General features: G+C 66.7%; 16 protein-coding genes. 9 read left to right on the top strand and 7 right to left on the bottom strand.

Annotated features, from left to right (window positions below):
• Positions 1 to 323: 323 nt before the first annotated feature.
• Both J7367_RS16085 and J7367_RS16080 read right to left on the bottom strand, forming a co-directional pair.
• Entirely contained in the window at positions 324 to 1,283 is a 960-nt protein-coding gene (locus J7367_RS16085; protein WP_022557971.1) for a PDR/VanB family oxidoreductase, read from the bottom strand.
• A gap of 17 nt (positions 1,284 to 1,300) precedes the next feature.
• The gene (locus J7367_RS16080) at positions 1,301 to 2,353 is read right to left on the bottom strand and encodes an aromatic ring-hydroxylating dioxygenase subunit alpha (RefSeq protein ID WP_057659503.1); all 1,053 of its coding nucleotides are present in this window, start codon (positions 2,351 to 2,353) and stop codon (positions 1,301 to 1,303) included.
• Positions 2,354 to 2,477: 124 nt separating this feature from the next.
• Between J7367_RS16080 and J7367_RS16075 the strand changes: the two genes are divergently transcribed.
• Entirely contained in the window at positions 2,478 to 3,395 is a 918-nt protein-coding gene (locus J7367_RS16075) for a LysR family transcriptional regulator (RefSeq protein WP_003489426.1), read from the top strand.
• 493 nt (positions 3,396 to 3,888) lie between these two features.
• Entirely contained in the window at positions 3,889 to 4,701 is an 813-nt protein-coding gene (locus tag J7367_RS16070) for a TatD family hydrolase (RefSeq protein WP_057659505.1), read from the top strand.
• A 141-nt stretch (positions 4,702 to 4,842) separates the two neighbouring features.
• Here J7367_RS16070 and J7367_RS16065 read toward each other — a convergent pair whose 3' ends face one another.
• Positions 4,843 to 5,511 (bottom strand): glyoxalase/bleomycin resistance/dioxygenase family protein, encoded by a 669-nt coding sequence (locus J7367_RS16065; RefSeq protein ID WP_057659507.1) that lies wholly within the window; start codon positions 5,509 to 5,511, stop codon positions 4,843 to 4,845.
• Positions 5,512 to 5,779: 268 nt separating this feature from the next.
• Positions 5,780 to 6,667, bottom strand: a complete 888-nt coding sequence (locus J7367_RS16060) for a LysR family transcriptional regulator (protein WP_007975038.1) — start codon at positions 6,665 to 6,667, stop codon at positions 5,780 to 5,782.
• Between the two features lie 96 nt (positions 6,668 to 6,763).
• Between J7367_RS16060 and J7367_RS16055 the strand changes: the two genes are divergently transcribed.
• Entirely contained in the window at positions 6,764 to 8,044 is a 1,281-nt protein-coding gene (locus J7367_RS16055) for an MFS transporter (RefSeq protein WP_057659509.1), read from the top strand.
• A 19-nt stretch (positions 8,045 to 8,063) separates the two neighbouring features.
• On the opposite strand, the gene J7367_RS16050 is transcribed toward J7367_RS16055, so the two are convergent.
• Positions 8,064 to 8,492 carry a MerR family transcriptional regulator gene (locus J7367_RS16050; protein WP_007968372.1) on the bottom strand — a complete coding sequence of 143 codons (429 nt, stop codon included), beginning with the start codon at positions 8,490 to 8,492 and terminating at the stop codon, positions 8,064 to 8,066.
• An 88-nt stretch (positions 8,493 to 8,580) separates the two neighbouring features.
• Here J7367_RS16050 and J7367_RS16045 point away from each other — a divergent pair, with 88 nt between their 5' ends.
• From J7367_RS16045 to purU, 6 genes are all read left to right on the top strand, one after another.
• Entirely contained in the window at positions 8,581 to 9,516 is a 936-nt protein-coding gene (locus tag J7367_RS16045) for an alpha/beta hydrolase (RefSeq protein ID WP_057659511.1), read from the top strand.
• A 253-nt stretch (positions 9,517 to 9,769) separates the two neighbouring features.
• Positions 9,770 to 10,651, top strand: coding sequence for an NAD-dependent protein deacetylase (locus tag J7367_RS16040; protein ID WP_022557979.1), 882 nt, complete (start codon positions 9,770 to 9,772; stop codon positions 10,649 to 10,651).
• Between the two features lie 59 nt (positions 10,652 to 10,710).
• Positions 10,711 to 11,829 (top strand): NADH:flavin oxidoreductase/NADH oxidase, encoded by a 1,119-nt coding sequence (locus tag J7367_RS16035; protein ID WP_057659513.1) that lies wholly within the window; start codon positions 10,711 to 10,713, stop codon positions 11,827 to 11,829.
• Positions 11,830 to 11,863: 34 nt separating this feature from the next.
• The gene (locus J7367_RS16030; protein WP_057659515.1) at positions 11,864 to 12,742 is read left to right on the top strand and encodes an NAD(P)-dependent oxidoreductase; all 879 of its coding nucleotides are present in this window, start codon (positions 11,864 to 11,866) and stop codon (positions 12,740 to 12,742) included.
• A gap of 214 nt (positions 12,743 to 12,956) precedes the next feature.
• Entirely contained in the window at positions 12,957 to 13,349 is a 393-nt protein-coding gene (locus J7367_RS16025; RefSeq protein ID WP_057659517.1) for an XVIPCD domain-containing protein, read from the top strand.
• Positions 13,350 to 13,559: 210 nt separating this feature from the next.
• A complete protein-coding gene (gene purU / locus J7367_RS16020; protein WP_172955890.1) occupies positions 13,560 to 14,438 on the top strand; it encodes a formyltetrahydrofolate deformylase in 879 nt (292 codons plus the stop codon).
• Positions 14,439 to 14,741: 303 nt separating this feature from the next.
• Here the strand turns inward: purU and J7367_RS16015 are convergent, their stop codons facing one another.
• Positions 14,742 to 15,425 (bottom strand): response regulator, encoded by a 684-nt coding sequence (locus tag J7367_RS16015; RefSeq protein ID WP_007968384.1) that lies wholly within the window; start codon positions 15,423 to 15,425, stop codon positions 14,742 to 14,744.
• Complete coding sequence (baeS, locus tag J7367_RS16010) at positions 15,422 to 16,801, bottom strand: sensor histidine kinase efflux regulator BaeS (protein ID WP_057659398.1); 1,380 nt, start codon at positions 16,799 to 16,801, stop codon at positions 15,422 to 15,424. The genes J7367_RS16015 and baeS overlap by 4 nt, the downstream gene beginning before the upstream one ends.
• Positions 16,802 to 16,891 lie beyond the last annotated feature (90 nt).

The following is a 16,891-nucleotide window of genomic DNA, read 5'->3' as shown; positions in this document are numbered from 1 at the left end:
CGGCGATGGGGAGCGTGCGTCTGTGAACCGGGAAATTCCCGCGGAAAGCGCCAGAAATGGCGAAATTCCGAAGTTCCAAAAGCCACTCTTCGGAACGACGCCACCTTCCGCCCTGTCAGGTCTCGTTGTTCAGACCTTCCCTAGCGCGGAAACGTCACCCGGCATCGCGCATCAGCGGCGCAGGTCCCGCCGCTGATGCACGCATGACAGCGCACGCGCCGTGCGCGATGGCGCGCTCTGTTGCCTGCCATCGTGAAAGGCAAGCGAGGCATCAGGCTGCGCAAGGTGACTGAACAGCTGCGGTGGCATCGCGGAAACAGCGTTCAAAGATCCAGCACCAACCGCGGCGAGCGGCTGCGCGAACAGCACACGGTGATCTGCCGATTGGTGGCGCGTTCGGCGTCGCTGAGCATGCTGTCGCGGTGATCTGGCGTGCCAGCCAGCACGCCGGTCAGACAGGCGCCGCACATGCCTTGTTCGCACGACAGCGGCACCTCGATACCGGCATCGAGCAGGGCACTGGCGATGCTGCAATCGGCCGGCACCTGCACCACGCGGCCGCTGGCGGCCAGTTCCACCTCGAACGCGCTGTCGGCATCGTGGGCAAGGCTGGGCGCGGGGGCGGCGAAGTGTTCGCGATGCAGTTGCGCCGCCGTCCAGCCATGCGCCTTCGCCAGCACGGTGAAGTGGTCCATGAACGCCGCCGGCCCGCACAGATACAGCTGATCGCATGCACGCGCCTGGCCCAGTTCCTCGGGCACATGTACGCGTGGGCTCTGCCCGCCATCGCTCAGATGCAGGGACACCTGCCCATGCGTAAAGCCTTGTTGCAGCCGCTGCGAAAACGCCACATCGGCATGCCGGCGTGCGTAGTAATGCAGCACGAAGGGCTCGCCGCGCGCTTCCAGTGCTTCGGCCATCGACAGCAGCGGGGTGATCCCGATGCCAGCGGCCAGCAGCACGTGGCGCTCGCCCGGATGCAGCGGGAACAGATTGCGCGGTGTGGAGATGCGCAGGCGGTCGCCGGGCGCGAGCTGCTCGCACAGATGCCGCGACCCACCGCGCGAGGCGTCGGCCAGCTTGACGCACAGCAGATAGTGGTCGCGCACATGCGGCGCGCTGGCGATCGAGTATTGGCGAATCAAGCCATCCGGCAGATGCAGGTCGACATGCGCGCCGGCCTCGAATGCCGGCAACTGGGCGCCCACCGGTTCCAGCCGGATCGCGCGCTGGCGGTGGCCCTGATCGACGACGTCGGCAACGCGCACTTCATGCAGGCTCATGCGGGTGTCCTCGGCCGTCAGCGCAGGAAGAAGTCGCTATAGCCCTGGCTGCGCAGCCCGCGGCGATACGCGATGGAACTGCGGTCGGCGGGAATATGCACTTCCAGCAGCGGGTCAAGCGGCAGATATTCCGGCCGCTGCGCTTCCACCATGGCACGGTCTTCTTCGAACACGCGCAGGTTGAACGCATGCACGTCTTCCACCGGCAGATGGGTGTCGAAATTGCGGGCGATCGGCACCAGCAGGCGGGTGGTGTGCTTGGACACCGGGCTGGCGGCATTCATGATCACCAACCGCTTGCCCGGCACCGGGAAGTGGATGGTGAGCGTGGCGGTGAAAGGCAGATGCACCTCGAAATGACGCAGCCATTGGAAGTTCGGGTCCACGTCCGGCAGCGGCATGTCCACCGAATAATTTGCCACGCTGCTCAGGTAATCGGCATTGAAGCCGGTCGGTGTTTCGGTGGTGGTGTAGGCCGGCACTTCGCGCTTGTCCGGCTGGGCGAAGGTAGCGGTGTGCACGAAGGCGAAATGCGCCACGTCGATGAAGCCTTCCAGCTGGCGCGCGGCGCTGCCGCCGATGTCGAAGGCCGGGCACACGATCTGCTGGAAGCCGTCTTCGTCCCAGCCCGGCATCGGCGGGATCTGGATGTCCGCATCGCTCACCCCGGCCGGCTTGGCCAGGCACACCCAGATCAGCCCGTAGCGCTCGGCCACCGCATAGGTGTGCAGGCGCATCTTGACCGGGATGTTCTGGCTGGGGCTGGCGGGGATATGGTTGCAGCGCCCGCCCGCGCCGAAGCGCAGCCCGTGGTAGGCGCACACCACGCCGCCGCCATCGGCCGTGCCCATGCTCAGCGGCACCCCGCGGTGCGGGCAGACGTCGCGCGCGGCCACCAACTCGCTGCCCAGCCGGTACAGCACCAGCGGCTCGTCCAGCAGGGTGGCCTTGAATGGCGCCTCGCTCACCTCGCTGCTCAGCGCCACCGCATGCCAGTGCTGGGCCAGGCGCTGCCAGTCGGCAGCGTCGAAAGTGCAGTGCAGCGGCAGTGTGGGGACGGCGACATCCATGGGCGGTCTCTGGCGTGAGGCGGGAGCGGTGCCGATTGACTCTAGGAAGCCGGGGGTGTGTGATCAAACATCGATTTTCAGCCAAGCCATTGCAAAAAATGCAACGTCAACCGAGCCCCGCCGCATGCTGACCTTCTCGCGCTTCACCCGGTATTTCATTGAAGTGGCCCGCTGCGGCAGCATCCGCAAGGCCTCCGAGGTGCTACACGTCTCGGCGTCGGCGATCGACCGGCAGATCCTCAAGGCCGAGGAAGAACTGGGGGCGCAGCTGTTCGAACGCCTGCCTGGCCGGCTGCGGCTCACCGCTGCGGGCGAGTTGCTGTTGGTGGACGTGCGCGGCTGGGAGAAGGCCTATGCACGCACGCTGGAGCGCTTCGACGAGCTCAAGGGCCTGCGCCGCGGGCATGTGGAGATCGCCATGATCGACGCGCTCAGCGAAGGCGTGGTGCCGGCGGCAGTGGCGGCGCTGGTGCAGGAGTACCCGGGCATCACCTTCAACCTCTCCACCGCGCGCAACCAGCGGGTGATGGAAATGGTGACCTCGGCCGATGTGGATATCGGCCTGCTGCTGGACCCGGTCAGCAGCGTGGACCTGGAAGTGCGCGCGTTCGCGGACATTCCGTTGGGGATCGCGATGCCGGTGGGCCACCCGTTGAGCACCCGCACCGAGCTGCAGCTGAGCGAGACGCTGGAGCATCGTCTGTTGCTGCCCGCCGCCCCGTTGATCGTCGGCGAGCACGCCAAGGTGCTGTACCAGCGCCAGCACATCGACGTGAAGCGGCTCACCCACTGCAACGACGTGCGCACGCTGCGCGGGTTGGTGCGTGCCGGTGCTGGGGTTGGGTTGATGTCGTGGCTGGATGCCGCCCCGGATGTGGCCGACGGACGTCTGGCCTTCGTGCCGTTTCGCCAGCACCTGACCAAGCCGATGACGCTGGCGCTGTGCGTGGCGCCGCAGCGTCAACTGTCGCGTTCGGCGCAACTGGCGATCCAGGCGCTGGCAGCGAAGATCGATGCGATGGCGGTGCCGGCGGTGGAGTAGCCCTCATCCGGCGCTGAGCGCCACCTTCTCCCGCCAGCGGGAGAAGGGAGATCGTCAACACCGCCTGCCTTCCCCCGCCTGCAGGGATAAGGTGCCCGAAGGGCGGATGGGGGCAGTCGGCCGGCACGCTCGGCTCGCTGATTTTATAGGTGCGGCTTTCCTGGGCGCGGGCGTTCAAGCCCCACCGGCGCCCCGCCCTCATGCAGCGAGCCTGCCTTCCCCCGCGGGAGAACGGAGATCGTCAATGCCTGCCTTCCCCCGCCTGCGGGGGTAAGGTGCCCGAAGGGCGGATGGGGGCAGTCGATCGGCACAATCAACTCGCTGCCGACCTAGGCTTGGCCATACTGCGCCCGGGCGTTCAAGCCCCGCCGGCACGCTTCCCTCCGCCGGCGCTGCACGCCACCTCTCCCGCCAGCGGGAGAGCGAGGCTCAGCGGAGCTAACCCCTCGCTCGTTACACTTACGCGGCTCACCCCCCACACGACACCCGCAGCATGCAATTGATCGATATCGGCGCCAACCTCACCCACGACTCGTTCGACCGCGATCGCGATGCGGTGCTGCAACGCGCACGCGATGCCGGCGTGGCGCAGCTGGTGATCACCGGCGCCAGCCGCGAGCATTCGCCGCTGGCCCTGCAACTGGCGCAGCAACACCCCGGATTCCTGTACGCCACCGCCGGCGTGCATCCGCATCACGCAGTGGAATTCACTGCCGAATGCGAAGCGGAAATGCGCACCCTGCAGGCGCATCCGCAGGTGGTGGCAATGGGCGAGTGTGGGCTGGATTACTTCCGCGATTTTGCGCCGCGCCCTGCGCAGCACAAGGCCTTCGAACGCCAGCTGCAGTTGGCCGCCGACAACGGCAAGCCGCTGTTCCTGCACCAGCGCGACGCGCATGAGGATTTCATCGCCATCATGCGCAGCTTCGAGGGGCGCCTGGGTGCGGCGGTGGTGCATTGCTTCACCGGCACGCGCGACGAACTGTTCGCGTATCTGGACCGCGATTACTACATCGGCATCACCGGCTGGCTGTGCGATGAGCGCCGCGGTGCGCATCTGCGCGAGCTGGTGCGCAACATTCCGGCCAACCGTTTGATGATCGAAACCGATGCGCCGTACCTGCTGCCACGCACGCTCAAGCCGATGCCCAAGGATCGTCGCAACGAGCCGATGTTCCTGTCGCATATCGTCGAAGAGCTGGCGCGCGATCGTGGCGAGGATGTCGCGGTGACCGCCGCCAACAGCACGGCCGCAGCGCGTGCGTTCTTCCGCTTGCCGGCGCCTGCTAGCACCACAAGCGGCTAACAGCATGGCGCAATCGTGGACACCATGGCGTACTGGTACCGCAGTGCGTGCGTGCCGCATGCCGCACCGAGCCGGCCGTACCTGCCGGCGGTGAGCGCAGTGCTTTTACGCGCGGATCTACGTTGATCAGGCCGCGTGGCATTACGCCGCCAGCAATTCCCACCCCTGCGCATCGCGCAGCCGCAGGCCGGGTGCTGGCGCGTCCACGCTGATGCGCAGGCCGTCGGCCCAAGGCAGTTGCCGTTGTTGCGGGAACCACCGCCGGCGCTGGTCGACCACGATCAACAGGCCGTGGTCATCGCCCAAGGCCACAAAGCCCTCCAGCGGCGGGGCGAAGGGGTGCAGGCTGAAATGATGTGCCAGGCTGCGTGTCACCACCTCGACATTGTTGCTAGGCAAGCCGATTTCGCTCAGGCACAGCAGTTCTTCGCCACGGAACTGGCCTTCACCGGCCGCTGCATCCTGCAAGGCATTGCGCGCGATCAACTCCAGCACTGCGCCATCGGGCCCGGCGAAATACACCGAATGCGACTGCCACGCGCCGTCCAGGGCGAAGTGCTTGCGACCGTGTGGATCGCTCAGCAAGGTGGCGCGTGCGCCAATCCACTGCGCAGCGGCCTGGAAACGCGACGGAGCCACGTTGAAGGCCATATGCACGCTGCCCACCGGGCGCTGCGCCTGCACGCACTCCAGTGCGCTCCAGCCGATGCGCACCGCATTGCCGTGTACGAGCAACTGCAGCACATCGCGGTAGAAGCGCAGGGTCAGGTCGGGGTCCAGGCAGGGCAGTAAGAGATGACGCAGATGCATGGCGGCAATGTCGTTGGAAACCCGGCATTGAACGACCTCAAGCGCAGTTGAGGTCAAGCCGATGCTGCAAGTTGCTTGCATCACAGCGCGTCAGCATCAGCAGGTACGAGTACTGCAGAGAACCGCAGCATGCGATAGAGCGCTGGCAACGCGTTGCCAGCGTTCCTCAGGTGCCTGCGGATGTCGCGCTCGGAACCGCCGTGAACGAGCGGCAGCTGCCGATCCGAGCATTGGCCGCCCAGCGTTGCTCATCCGCAGGCGACCCTGCTCAGATCAACTTTGCCAGCGCCCACAAATGCCGCACCAACGGTGTGGTCTCCAATCCACCCGGCGCGGCGGCCAGGGCCAGTCGCGCCAGCGGCATATGGCCTTCGATATCCAGATAGCGCACGCCGGGCCGCTGCAGCTGTGCGGTGGAGGCGGGCACCACCGAAACACCCAGCTCGGCGGCCACCAGATTGATGATGGACGACATCTGCGGCGCCTCCTGGGTGATGCGCAAGGTCACGCCGGAGTCGCGGCAGGCGGCGAGGATTTCGTCGTACAGGCTCGAGCCGAAACTGCGCGGAAACAGGATGAAGGGTTCGCCGGCCAGCGCCGCCAACGGCGCGCTGTTGCGCGTGGCCAGAGGGTGCGCGGCCGGCACGGCGATCTTCATCGGCTCATCGGCAAAGCGCAGCAACTGCAAATCCGCTGGTGTGCTCAGCCCATAGCGCACAAACGCTGCATCCAGACGGCCATCGGCCAGCCCGACCAGCAGGCTGGCGGTATTGGTCTCTTCCAGCAGCAATTCGACCTGCGGCCATTTGCGGCGGAAGTCGCGAATCAGGCGCGGCACCACCGGGCTGAAAGCAGCAGAGGCAGTGAAGCCCAGGCGCAACCGTCCGGATTCGCCGCGCGCCACCCGGCGTGCGGTTTCGGCGGCGCGTTCCACATCGGCAAGCACGCGGCGCACCTCACCCAAAAACGCCTCGCCAGCCGCAGTGAGCTCGGCGCCGCTGTGGGTGCGCCGAAACAAGGGCGTGCCCAGCTCGCGTTCCAGGGTCTGGATCTGCTGGCTGAGCGGCGGTTGCCCAATGCCCACGCGCGCGGCAGCGCGGGTGAAGTTGCCTTCTTCGGCAACCGCGAGGAAATAACGCAGGTGGCGCAGCTCCATCCATCTGTTCCAGATATGGAAACTGCCACCATCATATATTGGACAGGGGGTGTCCACAGGCGAATACTGGCCTTCCCACGTCGCATGTGTACTGCTGTGTCTTCCTCCCATCATCGCTCGGGCTCGCTGCCTGACCCCTCCACGCGTTCCGACACCGGCACCGATGCCCCTGCAGCGGTGCGCATTCGCGTGGCGTTGTTTCTGGCCGGCTTTGCCACCTTCTCGCTGCTGTACAGCGTGCAGCCGGTGCTGCCGGAATTCGCGCGCGCCTTCCAGGTGGACGCAGCGACCGCCTCGCTGCCGCTGTCGCTGGCGACCGGTGCGCTGTCGCTGGCGATCTTCTGCGCTGGCGCGGTGTCGGAAAACCTGGGCCGGCGCGGATTGATGTTCGTGTCGATCGCCATCGCGGCAGTGCTCAACCTGATTGCTGCGTTCCTGCCGCACTGGGGCGCGCTGGTGGCGGTGCGCACCTTGTCGGGCATCGCGCTGGGTGGGGTGCCGGCGGTGGCGATGGTGTACCTGGGCGAAGAATTGCCGGCCAGCAAGATGGGGGCGGCCACCGGTCTGTACGTGGCCGGCAATGCCTTCGGCGGCATGAGCGGGCGCATCGTGATGAGCGTGCTGACCGACCACACCGATTGGCGCACCGCATTGGCGGTGTTGAGCGCGTTCGATCTGCTGTGTGCGCTGGCGTTCTTCTGGTTGCTGCCGCCGTCGCGCAACTTCGTGCGCCGGCACGGCATCAACCTGCGCTTTCATCTGCGCGCCTGGGCGGGGCATCTGCGCGATCGCAATCTGCCGTTCTTGTTCGCGCTGCCGTTCCTGTTGATGGGCGTGTTCGTGTGCCTGTACAACTACGCCGGCTTTCGCCTGGGTGGGCCGGAATTCGGCTTGAGCCAGAGCCAGATCGGCCTGATCTTCAGCGCCTATGTGTTCGGCATCGTCAGTTCCTCGGTGGCCGGTGCGGCATCGGACCGGTTCGGGCGCGGGCCGGTGGTCACGACCGGCATCGTGCTGTGCGTGCTAGGCGTGGCGCTGACCCTGGCGCACGCGCTGGCGTTGGTGGTGGCCGGCATCGTGGTGGTGACGATCGGGTTCTTCATTGCGCATTCGGCCGCCAGCGCATGGGTGAGCCGGCTCGGTGGCGCGCATCGCAGCCATGCCGCGTCGCTGTATCTGCTGGCGTATTACGCCGGATCCAGCGTGATCGGCGCGCTGGGTGGCTGGTTCTGGCAGCACGGCGGCTGGGGCGCGTTGGTCGGCATGTGCCTGACGCTGTTGGCGATCGCCTTTGCGGCGGCATACGTGCTGCGCCAACGTGCCGACGATGCACGCCCCTATGGCCGGTTTGCTCCGCATCCTGCGCGAGGCGAGTGATGCACAGCGAGCGAGGCTTCTAGCGCGCCCCCTTGCGCCGTGTGGTTTGCGCGGCTGAAGACGTGGCAGCCCTTGCATCCGAGGCTGACTGCGCCAGGGTCGCCAACAGACGCGCACGCCGCCGCTCCAGATCGGCCAGCTGACGCTCGACCATCTGCAGGCGCGCGCGATGCATGGGCGCGGTTTCCGGACACATCTGCGCGCCTTCCACCAGGCGCATGCAATCGGGAAAGCCGAGAATGTCGTCCAGGCTGAAACCCGTCGCGATCAGGCGCTGGATCTGCCGTACCTGCGCGATGCACGCGGCAGGAAAAACCCGGTAGCCGTTGGCGCTGCGCGACGACGTCAGCAACCCATGGGCGTCGTAGTGACGAATCGAGCGCACGCTGGCCCCGGTCTGCAGCGCCAGCGCGCCAATACGCAGCGAGGGTTCGGAAGATGTAGTCATGCGGCAAGGATACGTTGCACGCAAGGCTTGACCCTCACATTGGTGTGAGGCCGGAGGATGGCGGCTCTCTCGTCTGGAGCCCACCACGATGTCTGTTCGCTTCCTGCCTGTCGTCCGCCTGCTGCCGGTGCATTACCTGGTGGCCTGCCTGCTGCTGTTGTGCTCGACCCTGGCGCAAGCCAGCCCGGCCGCCTCCGCTGCCTCGCGCAGCTATACGGTCATTGCGCCCGACGGCGTCGCCCTGGCAGTGCAGGAGCACGGCGCCACCACCGGCCCGGCGATCGTGTTCGTGCATGGCCTGCTCGGCAGCCGCATCAACTGGGATGCGCAGCTGGACGATGCGCGCTTGCAACGCTATCGGCTGATCACCTACGACTTGCGCGGGCATGGCTTGTCCGGCAAGCCGGGCGCGGCATCTGCGTACCAAGAGGGCGCACGTTGGGCCGACGATCTTGCCGCCGTGCTGAAGGCCGCGAGCGCGCGCGATGCGGTCCTGGTGGGTTGGTCGCTGGGCGGCGCGGTGATCAGCAACTACCTGAGCCGGCATGGCGATGCCGGGCTTGCCGGCGTAGTGTACGTCGATGGCGTGATCGAATTGCGCGCCGAGCAGCTGGGCGCGCATCCGGCGATCTATCGCAATCTGGTCTCGCCTGATCTACGCACGCATCTGCAGGCGGTGCAGGATTTCCTGCGGCTGTGCTTCGCCACCCAACCGCCGGCACCGGTGTTCGAGACCTTGCTGGCCAACGCATCCCTGGCCTCATGGGATATGCAGCGTGCGGTGCAGGGCATGTCGATCGATGTCGCCGGCCTACAGCGCACGCGCCTGCCGGTGCTGCTGATGTATGGCGCTCGCGACGCGCTGGTGACCACCGAGCCGACGCTGGCGCGTGCGCGGCAGTTGCAGCCGCATGCGCAGACCGTGGTGTATCCGAACGCCGGGCATGCGCCGTTTCTGGAAGACAGCGTGCGCTTCAATCAGGACGTACTGCAGTTTGTGGAGCAACTACGCGCCGCACACTGAGCGCCGGCAGCAACCTCCCTGGCCCGCAACGCGAACCGATTGCGACCGAATGCGCGGCCATCGCATGATGCTGTACCGTATACAGGCATGCCTCCAATGCGATGCATTGCGCGTCACGCGCGCATCTTCACGACGCCGACGACGGTGTGATGCTGTGCTAGCGCAAGCGTGCCGGCCTGGTTGCCGTTGCGTCGCAGCGGGCGAACGACGCGCTGCTGGTGCAAAGTGCTCCCATGGCTTCCAGAATGACCACATGACTGCTGTCCTCGCCCACGACGACCACGCACTGCAGGACTTCATCGAACGCCATCAGCGCCTGTTCGTGCTGACCGGCGCTGGCTGCAGCACCGATTCGGGCATTCCCGATTACCGGGACCTGCAAGGCGGCTGGAAGCGCCCGCAGCCGGTGACGTTCCAGGCCTTCATGGGCGAGCTGTCCACGCGGCAGCGCTACTGGGCGCGCAGCCTGGTCGGCTGGCCGCGCTTCGGTCTGGCGCAACCCAATGCCACCCATCATGCGCTCGCTGCGCTGGAGGCGCGTGGCCACTTGGAAGTGCTGCTCACCCAGAACGTGGACCGCCTGCATCAGGCCGCCGGTAGCCAGGCGGTGATCGATCTGCATGGCCGGCTCGATGTGGTGCGCTGCATGGGCTGCGAGCGGCGCATGCCACGCACCGAATTTCAACTGTTGCTTGAGCAGGCCAATCCGGGCTGGGCAGCGCTTGAGGCCGCGCAAGCGCCCGATGGCGATGCCGATCTGGACGATGTGGCCTTCGAGCATTTCGTGGTGCCGCCGTGCCCGGTGTGCGGTGGCGTGCTCAAGCCTGATGTGGTGTTCTTCGGCGAGAACGTGCCGCGGGCGCGGGTGGAGCGTGCGTTCGCGCATCTGCAGGCCGCCGATGCAGTGCTGGTGGTGGGCTCGTCGCTGATGGTGTATTCGGGGTTTCGGTTCGTGCAGACCGCTGCGCGCAACGGCCTGCCGATCGCCGCGCTCAACTTCGGACGCACACGCGCCGACGAGCTGCTGACGTTGAAGGTGGAGCAGTCCTGCGCGCAGGCGCTGGCGTTCCTGCACGCGCCGCCGCATTTGCCGCGTGCACGCAGCGTCAATGACGCCAGTACCCGCTCTGCATGACGCAGTGATCCATCGCAGCGGTTGTGCCGGCGCGCGCGGCGCAGTGCAATAAGCACCCCATGTCAGCTGTGGATGCCGCCTTGAGCCAGTTGTTCTCCCCCATCGCCTTTGGTCCGCTTGCGCTCGCCAACCGGATCGTCATTGCGCCGATGTGCCAGTACTCGGCACAGGACGGCCGCGCCAGCGATTGGCACCGCATCCATCTGGGCACGTTGTCGCAATCCGGCGCCGGCTTGCTGATTCTCGAAGCGGCCGCAGTGGTGCCGGAAGGGCGCATCAGTTACGCCGATCTTGGGTTGTACGACGATGCGACCGAGCAGGCCCTGGCCGAGGTACTGCAATCGGTACGACCCTGGTCGCCGATGCCGATCGGCATCCAGCTGGCGCACGCCGGCCGCAAGGCGTCGACCGATCTGCCGTGGAAAGGCGGCGAGGCCATCGCCCCCGACCACGCGCATGGCTGGCAGACCGTGTCCGCATCGGCGCTGCCATTCCGCCAGGGACAGCCGGCGCCGCAGGCACTGGATGAGGCGGGGATCGATGCCGTGGTGGACGCGTTTGCCGCATCGGCAACGCGTGCCGAACGGCTGGGCCTGGAGTTGATCGAACTGCACGCCGCGCATGGTTATCTGATGCATCAATTCCTGTCGCCGCTGAGTAACCAGCGCAGCGATGCATATGGCGGTTCGCTGGAAAATCGCATGCGGCTGACGCTGCGCATCTTCGATGCGGTGCGTGCGGCAGTGTCGGAAAAAATCGCCGTTGGCGTGCGCATCTCGGCCACCGACTGGGTCGAAGGCGGGTGGGATGTGCAGCAGAGCATCGCCTTGTCGCAGGCGCTGGATGCACGCGGTGCGCATTACATCCATGTCTCCAGTGGCGGGCTTGATCCACGCCAGCAGATTCCGCTGCAGGCGGGCTATCAGATTCCGTTCGCGCAGGAGATCCGCGCGCAGGTGAGCACGCCGGTGATTGGCGTAGGCTTGATCACCGAGCCGGCGCAGGCCGAGGCGATTGTGCAAGAAGGCCAGGCCGATGCGATCGCGCTGGCGCGTGGCATCCTGTACGACCCGCGCTGGCCGTGGCATGCCGCCGCGGCGCTGGGCGCCTCGGTCACTCCGGCACCGCAATACCTGCGTTGCGAACCGCGCGATGCGCGGGGCGTGTTCGCCAACTGACTGCACCTGACGTCATACCCAACAAGGACACCGCATGCCGATAGGATTTCTGGGCTTGGGCACGATGGGCCTGCCGATGGCGCACAACCTGCTGCGTGGCGGGTTCGCGTTGAGCGTGTGGAACCGGTCGTCCGAACGCGCTCACTCGCTGCGCGATGCTGGCGCCACGGTGGTGGAGCAACCGCGCGATGCCGCGCACGGCCCGCTGCTGTTTTCGATGCTGGCCGACGACAACGCAGTGCGCCAGACCTTGCTGGAGCGTGGCGTACTGGATGCGCTGCCGGCGGGCAGCGTGCACGTCAACATGGCCACCATCTCGGTGGCGCTGGCACATGAGTTGACCGCGCTGCATGCCGAGCGCGGTGTGGCCTACGTGGCCGCGCCGGTGCTTGGGCGTGTGGAGGTGGCCGAAGCCGGCAAGCTCAATATCCTGGCCGCCGGCGATGAAGCGGCCGTGGCCCGGGTGCAGCCGATGTTCGATGCGCTGGGGCAGAAGACCTGGCACATCGGGCGCGCACCGGAGCAGGCCAATGCGGTGAAGCTGGCTGCCAACTTCTGCCTGGCCAGCGCCATCGGCGCCATGGCCGAAGCCAGTGCGCTGGCACGCGGTCATGGCGTAGATGCGACGCAGTTTCTGGGCATGCTCACCAGCACCCTGTTCGCCGCGCCCGCCTACCAGGGCTACGGCCGCCTGATCATGCAGCGCCAATACCTGCCGGCGGGTTTCACCGCCACGCTGGGCCGCAAGGACGTGGACCTGGCCATCCAGGCTGGCGCCGACAAGCAGGTGCCGATGCCGTTGGGCGAATTGCTGCGCGCAGGGCTGGACGAGGCCATTGCGCATGGCGACGGCAGCGCAGACTGGGCGGTACTGGCGGAAGTCTCGGCGCGGCGCGCAGGGCAGGTCGCCTGATCACCATTGCGCAACGCGGATTGAGTCCTGCGCAAGGCACTTCGCTTCACGCCACGGCGGCCCACCGCTTGCTCACCTAAACATGCAGCAGACCTTCTAAAATGCCGGCTCGTTACAGCCGCCGCTCCAGGGAGGATGCGATGCGACACCTGCAGATCACGCTCGGTTTGACCGAGCGCGCGCCGCGCGCACTGGCTTGCGCCGGTGGCACACGATGACCGACGCGCCGGTCGTCAACCAGGGCCCGGTGGGTCCCGACCATCCCGAGCACCCGGACCACTACCTGTTCGCACAGATCCGCGAAGCGGTCGGCGTGCTGGACGCCGAGTTAGGCAAGCCCGTGGACGAGGCGAGCGAGCGCATGGCCGCGCGCCTGCTGCCGCTGGCCAAGCAGCATGGCTTCGATCAGGTGGACTACGTGGTGCTCAGCCGCCATCTGGGCGAAATCGGCGAGAACGTGTTCCTGGTGCGTGGCGAGCTGTCGGACCCGGCGCATCTGCGTGCACACATCACCACGCAGGAAGCGATGGAAACATCGGTGGACGCATCGCTTGCGCAGCTGGACGAGATCAACCGGCGGCTGATGCTGAGTTTGCCGCCGCGCTGAGTGCATTGCCCGAGGTGCGTGGGGGTGTCGCGCAACCGGCATCGGTACACGCACTGCACTGCCGCGCTACATGTCCTCCTGGCTGCGCGTCATCTTGCAGCGCGAGCGCAACGCAACCACGGTCAGGGCGTCAAACATCGGCTGGATGGCACGCCGGTTTTCGTACCTGTCCGCACGGCAAAAGTTACCGACGCAAGCACTGCGTCGGTGATGTCGCGCATTGGCTATCATGCGCCGATGCGCTCCGACTACATCCTCACCCTGTCCTGCCCCGACCGTACCGGTATCGTCTATCGCGTGACCGGGCTGCTGTTCGACCTGGCCTGCAACATCCTCGACGCGCAGCAATTCGGCGACGACGAAAGTGGCCGATTCTTCCTGCGCGTGCATTTCGACAAACCGGCAAAGACCGACATTGCCGCCCTGGAGCAGCGCTTTGCCGTGCTGGCTGACGAATTCCAGATGGCATGGCAACTGCACGACGCACGCCGCCGCGCGCGCCTGCTGGTGCTGGTGAGCAAGCAGGGCCATTGCCTCAACGACCTGCTGTTCCGCATGCACAGCCGGCAGTTGCCGGTGGAGATTGCCGCGGTGGTCTCCAACCACACCGATTTCGCCGCACTGGCCGGCTCCTACGGCATCGCCTTCCACCATCTGCCCGTGAGCGCGGACACGCGCGCCGCACAGGAAGCGCAGCTGCTCGCCCTGGTCGACGCGCTGCAGATCGATCTGGTGGTGCTGGCGCGCTACATGCAGATCCTGTCGCCGCAGCTGTGCCGGGCACTGGCCGGGCGCGCGATCAATATCCATCACAGTTTTTTGCCCAGCTTCAAGGGCGCGCAGCCGTATCACCAGGCGCACGCGCGCGGGGTCAAGATCATCGGCGCCACCGCGCACTACGTCACCGAAGATCTGGACGAAGGCCCCATCATCGAACAGGACGTCGCCCGCGTGGACCACGCCATGACCCCGCGCGACCTGGTCCGCTTGGGCAGCGACATCGAATCGCTGGTCCTGGCGCGCGCAGTGCGCCGCCACGTCGAACACCGCATCGTGCTCAATGGACATCGCACGGTGGTGTTTCGATGAGGCGGGGAGTCGGGATTGGGGATTGGGGATTGGGGATTGGGGATTGGGGATTGGGGATTGGGGAATGGGGAATGGGGAATGGGGAATGGGGAATGGGGAATGGGGAATGGGGAATCGGGAATCGGGAATCGGGAATCGGGAATCGGGAATCGGGAATCGCAAAATCAAAGGCTAGGGGCTTGCCCGGACGGTTCCGTTTCGCAAGCCGATGTGAACCACAAGCTTCAAACGCGAAGTAGAAAAGACAAACAACGCCCCGCTTCTGCTCTACCGATTCCCCATTCCCCATTCCCGATTCCCCAATCACGGCTCAAAGCGATACCCCGCGCCATAGACCGAACGGACCCAGTCCTCGCCGCCAGCGTCGGCGAGCTTGCGGCGTAGATTCTTGACGTGGCTGTCGACAGTGCGGTCGGTGACGATGCGGTGGTCGGCGTAGAGCCGGCCCATCAGTTGCTCGCGCGAGTACACCCGCCCCGGGGCGGCAGCGAGGGTACGCAGCAGGCGGAATTCGACCTGGGTCAGGTCCAGGGTGCGGCCGTCCACGCTGGCGCGACAGGTGTCTTCGTCGATCTGCAGGCCCGGTGCCGGCGCGCCGTGGGGGTCGTGGCGATGCCGGCGCAACACTGCCTGGACGCGCGCCACCACTTCGCGCGGGCTGAACGGCTTGCAGATGTAGTCGTCCGCGCCGATCTCCAGGCCCAGCAGGCGGTCGATTTCCTCCACGCGCGCGGTGACCATGATGACCGGCACCGCGCTTTCCTTGCGCAGGTCGCGGCAGATGTCCAGGCCGCCGCGGTTGGGCAGCATCAGGTCCAGTAGCACCAGGTCCGGCTGCTGCGCGCGGAATGCGCCCAGCGCTTGCGCGCCATCGGCGATCCAGTCGTGCGAATAGCCGGCCGCGTGCAGGTACTCGCCCAACACCGCGGCCAGGCGCGGTTCGTCCTCGACGATCAGCACATGCCCGATCGGGGACGCGCTGCTCATGCGACCAGACCCGGCAAGTGCAGCACCATACGCAGCCCCCCCAGTGCGGAAGCCTCGGCGTGAATCGAGCCGCCATGTGCCTCGGCGATGTTGCGGCAGATCGCCAGGCCCAGGCCGCTGCCACCGCTGGTGCGATTGCGCGAGGCCTCGGTGCGGTAGAAGCGTTCGAACAACCGCTCGCGCTTGTCCGCATCCACCCCCGGCGCGCTGTCTTCGACCACCAGTTCCAGCACCGCGCCACGGCGTACGCAGCGCACCTGCACCGTGCCGCCGGCGTCGGTGTAGCGCAGCGTGTTTTCCAGCAGGTTGCCCAGCAGTTGCTGCAGACGGCGCTCATCGCCGTCCACCTGCAGCGGGCCGGCATCGACCTGCGCCTGCACCTGCAGCTGCGCGGCGGCAAAGCGCGCGCGCAAGCCGTCCAGCACGGTTGCCAGGATGACCGCCAGATCGACGGTAGCGCGCCGATACGCCAGCGCACCGACGTCGGTCAGCGACACGTCGTACAGGTCCTCGATCAGCTTGCCCAGCTGGCCGACCTGCTGGTGCAGCGACCCCAGCGAGTTGGGTGTCATCGGCCGGATGCCGTCCTGCAGCGCTTCCAGTTCGGCGCGCAATACCGCCAGCGGTGTGCGCAGCTCGTGCGAGATGTCGGCCATGAAGTCGCGCCGCGCGCGTTCGTTGTGCTCCAGCGCTTGCGCCAGCAGGTTGAAGTCGCGCGCCAGCTGGCCCAGTTCGTCGCGCGCCGCGGCGTCGATGCGGGTGGCGTAGTCGCCCGCAGCGAGCAGGTGTGTGGCGTGGGTCAGGCCGCGCAGGCGCCGCAGCAAGGTCCGCGACAACAGCCAGCCGAGCACCGCGGCGACCAGCAGGCAGGCGCCGCCGATCGCCCACCACGCGCGTTGCTGCGCGGCGTAAAAGCGCGCGTCCGCCGCCGCAAGCGCCTTCTGGAACGGCAGCATCGCCATCCAGCCGACGGTGCGGCCGCCAACCACCACCGGGCGCAGGATGTCGTGGCGGCCGACATCCGGATTGCCGATCACCGGCGTGTAGTCCTGGTCGAGCAGTGCGAAGCGAAACACCGCACCGGTCTGGTCGGAAATCGGCGGCGCCTCGCGTGGCGGGCCGGGGCCACGTTCCGGGCGCATCAGCACGAACCAGGCATCGGGGTTGTCGCGAACGAACTCCCAGTTGCCGTGCCGCGCGTATTCGGCCCTGACCCGCGGCAAGGTCTCCTGCATGCGCTCCACGCCCTGTTCGTTGAGGTAGTCCAGGAACTGGCGTTTGACGAAGGCCTGCACGGCGATGCCGTTGATCAGCAGCACCGCCACGCACGCGGCGAGGATGGCGAGAAACAACTTGGCGGTGATACCCAGTTTCATCGAAGAGGTGATGCGAAGCGCGGTAACCGGAGCTGCTGCGTATTAGCCGGGTCGCGGCAGTGGAAATCAAGCGCGTTCATGCCGCCGCCG

The organism is Xanthomonas sp. D-36-1 (assembly GCF_017746155.1).
In the GTDB taxonomy this organism is placed as follows: Bacteria; Pseudomonadota; Gammaproteobacteria; order Xanthomonadales; family Xanthomonadaceae; genus Xanthomonas; species Xanthomonas cissicola.
The sequence above is the reverse complement of the archived record's forward strand: the minus strand, read 5'-3'. Positions and strand labels throughout refer to the sequence as shown.